Raw genomic sequence first — 5,605 nt, 5'->3', positions numbered from 1 at the left:
GGCGCTGCTCGCGGTGGCCGCGGTGGCGACGCTGGCCACGCCGGTGATGGCCGTTCTCACGCAACGCCATCAGGCGTTCGCCACCCGGCGCGACGACCTGACCGGCATCCGCCCATCGGCCCGCCGCCACATGGTCGAGGCGGTGGTCGTGCTGCTGGCCGTGCTGGGGGTCGTACTGGTGCGCCGCCGCGGGCTGGCTCCCTTCGGTGGTGTCGACCCGTATCTGGTCGTGGTGCCCGTGCTGGTGGCCGTCGCGGTCGCGCTCGTGGTCCTGCGGGTGGTGCCCGTGCCGCTGCGGCTGGCCGGACGGCTCGCCGCCCGGGGGCGCGGCGTCGTGACGTTCCTCGGCCTGGCCGGCGCCGGGCGCGGCGCGGCGGCCCGGATCGGGCCACTGGCCGTCCTCGTGGTGACGGTGGCGACCGGCGTGTTCACCGCCACCGTGGCGACCACCGTGGACACCGCCCGGGACCGCGCCGCGGACCGGACCGTTCCGGGCGACGCGCTGATCGCCGGCGTCGGGTTCACGCGGGGCACCGCCGACCGGGTGGCCGCGATGCCGGGGGTGAAAGCTGCGGCGCCGCTGTGGACGGGCTCGGGTGCGCTGGCCGACGCCCGCGGCCGCGGCTGGCCCGGGATCACCGTGCAGATCGTCGACGGGGCCGCCACCCAGCGAGTGCTGGAGCTGAGCTGCAGCGGCCTGCGCCTGCCGTCCGCGCTGACCAAACCCTCCGGGGACGGCATCGTCCCGGCGCTGGTGACGCCCGACCTGGCCGCCGAGATCGCCGCCGGCTGGACCGTCGAAGTGCAGGGCAACCGGTTCCCGATCCGGGTCGCCGCGGTGGACGCCGAGATTCCCGGCGTCGCGCCCGGGATCGGGCGGGTCATGGTGCTGTCGGCCCCGGCGATCCCGGTCCCCGTCGGGCAGACGTTGCGGTTCAACCGGATCACCGTCGCCGGCACGGGCGCCGACCCGGCCGCCCTGCGCGACGCCGGCGCGGCCGCCCAGCGCGACGACCTGACGCGGTCCACCGGGCGGGCGCCCCCCGAGTGGCGGCTGCAGCCGACCACGGTGACCACCCGCACGGCGTACCGGGCGACGCTCGAGGACACCAGCGTCAACCGGGTGCTGGCCGTGACCTTCGCCGCCGGCGCCGCCGGATCGCTGGTCCTGGCGCTGCTGACCGTCGCGCTCGCGGTGCTGGCCGGCGCCCCGGGCCGGGCCGTGACACTGACCAGACTGCGGCTGCTCGGCCTGTCCCCGGCGCAGGAGCGCGGCCTGCTGCTCGGCGAGCTGCTGCCGCTGACCGGGCTGGCCGTGCTGGCCGGTGGGCTGGCCGGTGCCGCGCTGCCCGCGCTGATCGGGCCGGCGCTGGGGCTGTCGGTGTTCACCGCGGGCATCCCCGCACGCCCGCAGCCCGACTTGCTGCTGGCCGCCGTGGTGCTCGCCGCGACGGTGCCGGCCGTCGTCGTGGCGCTGCTGGTGGAGAGCGCCGCCACCCGTCGTACCGTGACCCTGCGCAGCGCAGAGGAGAACCCATGAGTGACCATCTCGCCGAGCTGGAGCGGCGCGCCACCGAGCGGGCGATCGCCCGCGCCGGGGGCGCCGACCGGCTGGCCGGGCACATCGTCTGCGACGGCCTGGTGCGCATCTATCAGACCGACGGGGTCGAGGTGGTCGCCCTGCAGGGCCTGGACCTGGTGGTGGACCGCGGCGAGCTGCTGGCGGTCGTCGGCGCGTCCGGCTCCGGGAAGTCGACCGTACTCAACATCCTGTCCGGCCTGGACGTGCCCACCGCCGGAGTGGCCCGGGTGGCCGGCTTCGACCTGCTCGCCATGTCGGCCGCGGACCGGCTCGCCTACCGGCGCCGCACGGTCGGCTTCATGTGGCAGCAGACCGCCCGCAACCTCTTCCCGTATCTGACCGCACGGGAGAACATCGAGCTCCCGGTCCGGCTGGCCCGCCGCGGCCGCCGCACCGCCCGCGCGCAGGCAATCAAGCTGCTCGACCTGGTGGGCCTGGGCGGTCCGGCCGACCGGCTGCCCGGCGAGCTGAGCGGCGGCGAACGCCAGCGGTGCGCGGTCGCGGTGGCGCTGGCCAACGATCCGGAGGTGCTGTTCGCCGACGAGCCCACCGGCGAGCTGGACGAGGCCACCGCGGCGGAGATCTTCGCGGCGCTGCGCACGGTCAACGCCGAGCTCGGCGTCACCGTCGTGGTGGTCACCCACGACCACCAGGTGGTCGATGAGGTGCATCGAGCGGTCGCGATCCGCGACGGCCGGATCGCCACCGAGGTACGCCGGGCCGGCGCCGGCCAGGTTTCGCACGAGTACGCCGTGCTGGACCGGGCCGGCCGGATGCAACTGCCGGCGCGGTTCGTCGAGGCGCTGACCCTGCGCGACCGGGTGCGGCTGACGCTGGAGTCCGACCATGTGGCGGTCCGGCCCGGAGAGGATTCCGATGAGTGAGGCGACTCCCCCGGTCATCGAGGTCACCGGCCTCGTCCGCGACTTCGGCAACGTGCACGCGGTGCGCGGGGTGTCGTTCACCGCCGCCCACGGTGAGCTGGTCGCCGTCCGCGGCCGCCCCGGCGCCGGCAAGACCACGCTGCTCAACCTGATCGGCGGCCTGGACCGCCCGACCGCCGGCCGGGTGACGGTGGCCGGCCACGACGTCACCGCCGCCTCCGACCGGGAGTTGCGCGCGCTGCGCCGCGACACGGTCGGCTTCGTCTTCCAGTCGTTCGGGCTGATCCCGATCCTGTCCGCCGCGGAGAACATCGGCGTGCCGATGCGCCTGACCCGGCGCCCGGCGGCCGAACGCGAGGAGCGCGTCGCGATGCTGCTCGAGCTGGTCGGCCTGGGCGCGCACGCGGCGCAGCGGCCGTACGAGCTCTCCGGCGGCCAGCAGCAGCGTGTCGCGGTGGCCCGCGCGCTGGCCAACGACCCGCAGGTGCTGATCGCCGACGAGCCCACCGGCCAGCTCGACGCCGAGACCGCCCGCTCGATCATGGAGCTGCTGCGGGCGGTGGTGACCGCCCGCGGGACGACTGCGTTGGTCGCCACCCACGACACCACCCTGATCGAGCAGGCCGACCGGGTCCTGACCCTGCGAGACGGTGCCCTGGCGTCCTGATCCGGCCCCACCGATCAAGAGATCCAGGGCCGGTGCCGGCGGTTTCCCATGCCTAGAATCTATGAATGGTGACCCTCATCCAGCTGCGTGTGATCGACGCCGTCCGCCGCCACAGGTCGGTCACCGCCGCCGCCAAGGAGTTGCAGTACACCCAGCCGTCGATCAGCCATCATCTGTCCAGACTGGAGAGTCAGCTCGGGGCCCAGTTGGTCCAGCGGGTCGGCCGCGGGATCCGGCTCACCCCGGCGGGCCGGCTTCTCTCCGAGCGCGCCGCCGAGATCATCGGCCGGGTCGACTCCGCCACGACCGAGCTCTCGACCCTGGTCGGGCTGAACGCGGGACGGGTGCGGCTGGCCGGCTTCAGCTCCGTCATGAGCTCACTGGTCCCGCAGGCCGGCGCCGTCCTCGCCCAGCAGCATCCCGGCCTGCGGCTCGGCCTGACCGACACCCATCCGGACGAGGCACTGCAGCAACTGCGGGCCGGTCATGCTGATGTCGCGGTCATCTTCCGCTACGAGGACACCATTCCCGAGGACGACGACGTCCGGCTGACCCACCTGCTCGACGACCCGCTCTATCTGCTCACCACCGGCGGCGGGACCACGCTTGCCGACCACGCCGGCACGCCGTGGATCGCCGGCTGCGAACGCTGCCGCAGCCACCTGGTCGAGATGTGCCAGGCCGCCGGCTTCTCCCCCACCCTGGCGTACACCACCGACGACATGGTCGTCATGCAGAGCCTGGTCGCCGCCGGCATGGGCGTGACCACCATCCCGGGCCTCGCCCTGCGCGCCCACCAGCACCCGGCGATCACCGCCGCCCGGCTTGCCACGCCACCGCGCCGGATCTACGCCGCCACCTACGGCGAACCACCCGACCCACCGGCCACCACGGCGCTGCTGAACGCCCTCATCGACGCCGCCGCCACGCTCAGGTAACGCCATTGGCAGAATCACCGACATGGCGCGTACGTGGCTCTCCATTCAGGTCGAGTTGGTGTCCGGGCGTGGCGAGCTTCTGTGGCCGAGACCTGGTCGGATCTTCGCCGCGTCGCGGTCGCACAGCTTCGCCCAGCTGGCCGCCGCCGTGAACGTGGGCTTCGCCCGGTGGGACCTCTCCCACCTGCACCAGTTCACCCTCGCCGACGGCACGAATGTGGCCCCGACCAGATTCTTCGACGGGGACGCACCGGATGGCACGATCGACGACGCCGGTGCCAGGTTGAGCCGCCTTCAGCCGGGCGAGCAGTTCGCGTACGTGTTCGACCTCGGCGATGACTGGGCCCATCTGTGCACGGTCGCCCCGCAGCGCATCGATCCGCTCGACGAGATCGGCGACGAGCCGGACGTCCCCGCGGCGTACTGGGGATGGGGCGACCTGCCCGACCAGTACGGCCGGCGCTGGAATGACGACGACGGCGAGGATGACCCACCGCAACCGCCGGCACGGGCACTCAGCGACCTCCCGCCATTATTGCCGGGCTGGGGCTCCTAGCCGTCGTGCGGTTCCGGACGACCGGGGCATCAAGGCCTCCAGCCGGGATCGTTCGTCCAGGTCCGGTAGCGGTCGCGGCCGTCCGCCTGGGTGAGTTCGGTGTGGAGCGGGAACGAGACCAGCGGGCGCCATGACCGGCGGTCGGCGAGCTTCACCTCGATGTCGGCTGTGTAGGGGCCGTTCTCGAACAGCAACGGCGGATCCGCCATGCCCAACTCGATGAACCGCTCGACCGCCGACCTGCCCTCGACGGGGAACGGAGCCGGCAACGTCTGCTCACCGCGCACTCCGGCCTGGTGCAGATGCGACTGGGTGGCCTGCCACGACATGTGAACCGGCAGCACTGCCTTCTCGTCGTGCTCAGCGGCCTGCGTCGCGGCGTACTGCTCCACGGTCTTGTCGATCCGCAATCGGAACGCCAGGACGACGATCGGGGCGGGGCCGGTGTTGTGCAGCACGACCGGGAAGTTGAACTGGACCCGCTCGGTCGTGAACACGCCGGCGTAGGTCTGCGGCGGAAAGCTCCGAAGCCGGCCCCGGCGCGCCTGGAGCCACCAGAACGACACGACCGTGAAGAGTAAGGCGCACGCCGAGATGATCACGCCGGTCCACGCGCTCGGGCCTGGGGGCGCGTAGACGTTCACGCCATCACCTAAGCATGGGCGAGGCGCCGGCCGCTCTGCACGGTGCCTGATCTTCTCAGGGTGTGCCCGGCATCGGTTCGGCGAAGATCCGGAAGGCGTCGCGTCCCACGTGAGCCTGCCAGAGCAGGTCGGCCAGGACGGCCGGGTCGTAGGTGGGATGTCCGGGCTGGATGGCGCCCGGCACGATCATCTGCGCGACGTGGATGTCCTGGCCGGCGAGGGTGTCGTGGAGCATGAAGGCGTAGGCGCCCTCGCCGGCGAACGCGATCGAGGTGCCGGCGACCTTCGGGTTCGGACGCGCGCCGCTGCCGCCGTTGACGAAGAGGATGGATCC

The 5,605-nt window shown here is 73.1% G+C and carries 6 protein-coding genes and 1 pseudogene; 5 read left to right on the top strand and 2 right to left on the bottom strand.

Annotated features, from left to right (window positions below; translation table 11 throughout):
* The 5 genes from AB0M20_RS24240 to AB0M20_RS24220 form a co-directional block, all read left to right on the top strand.
* Positions 1–1,540, top strand: a 1,540-nt coding sequence (locus tag AB0M20_RS24240) for an FtsX-like permease family protein (protein WP_364301759.1), incomplete at its 5' end; no start/stop codon positions are given.
* Entirely contained in the window at positions 1,537–2,466 is a 930-nt protein-coding gene (locus AB0M20_RS24235; RefSeq protein WP_364301757.1) for an ABC transporter ATP-binding protein, read from the top strand. The genes AB0M20_RS24240 and AB0M20_RS24235, both read left to right, overlap by 4 nt.
* The gene (locus AB0M20_RS24230; protein ID WP_364301755.1) at positions 2,459–3,133 is read left to right on the top strand and encodes an ABC transporter ATP-binding protein; all 675 of its coding nucleotides are present in this window, start codon (positions 2,459–2,461) and stop codon (positions 3,131–3,133) included. The genes AB0M20_RS24235 and AB0M20_RS24230 overlap by 8 nt, the downstream gene beginning before the upstream one ends.
* Positions 3,134–3,198: 65 nt before the next feature.
* Positions 3,199–4,071, top strand: a complete 873-nt coding sequence (locus tag AB0M20_RS24225; protein WP_364301752.1) for a LysR family transcriptional regulator — start codon at positions 3,199–3,201, stop codon at positions 4,069–4,071.
* Between the two features lie 22 nt (positions 4,072–4,093).
* Positions 4,094–4,627, top strand: a complete 534-nt coding sequence (locus AB0M20_RS24220) for a hypothetical protein (protein ID WP_364301750.1) — start codon at positions 4,094–4,096, stop codon at positions 4,625–4,627.
* A 29-nt stretch (positions 4,628–4,656) separates the two neighbouring features.
* On the opposite strand, the gene AB0M20_RS24215 is transcribed toward AB0M20_RS24220, so the two are convergent.
* Both AB0M20_RS24215 and AB0M20_RS24210 read right to left on the bottom strand, forming a co-directional pair.
* Positions 4,657–5,271 (bottom strand): hypothetical protein, encoded by a 615-nt coding sequence (locus tag AB0M20_RS24215; protein WP_364301748.1) that lies wholly within the window; start codon positions 5,269–5,271, stop codon positions 4,657–4,659.
* Positions 5,272–5,326: 55 nt separating this feature from the next.
* A pseudogene (locus tag AB0M20_RS24210) lies at positions 5,327–5,605 on the bottom strand (hypothetical protein); the annotation flags it as partial.

This window comes from Actinoplanes sp. NPDC051633 (genome assembly GCF_040681735.1).
Lineage (GTDB): Bacteria > Actinomycetota > Actinomycetes > Mycobacteriales > Micromonosporaceae > Actinoplanes.
The sequence above is the reverse complement of the archived record's forward strand: the minus strand, read 5'-3'. Positions and strand labels throughout refer to the sequence as shown.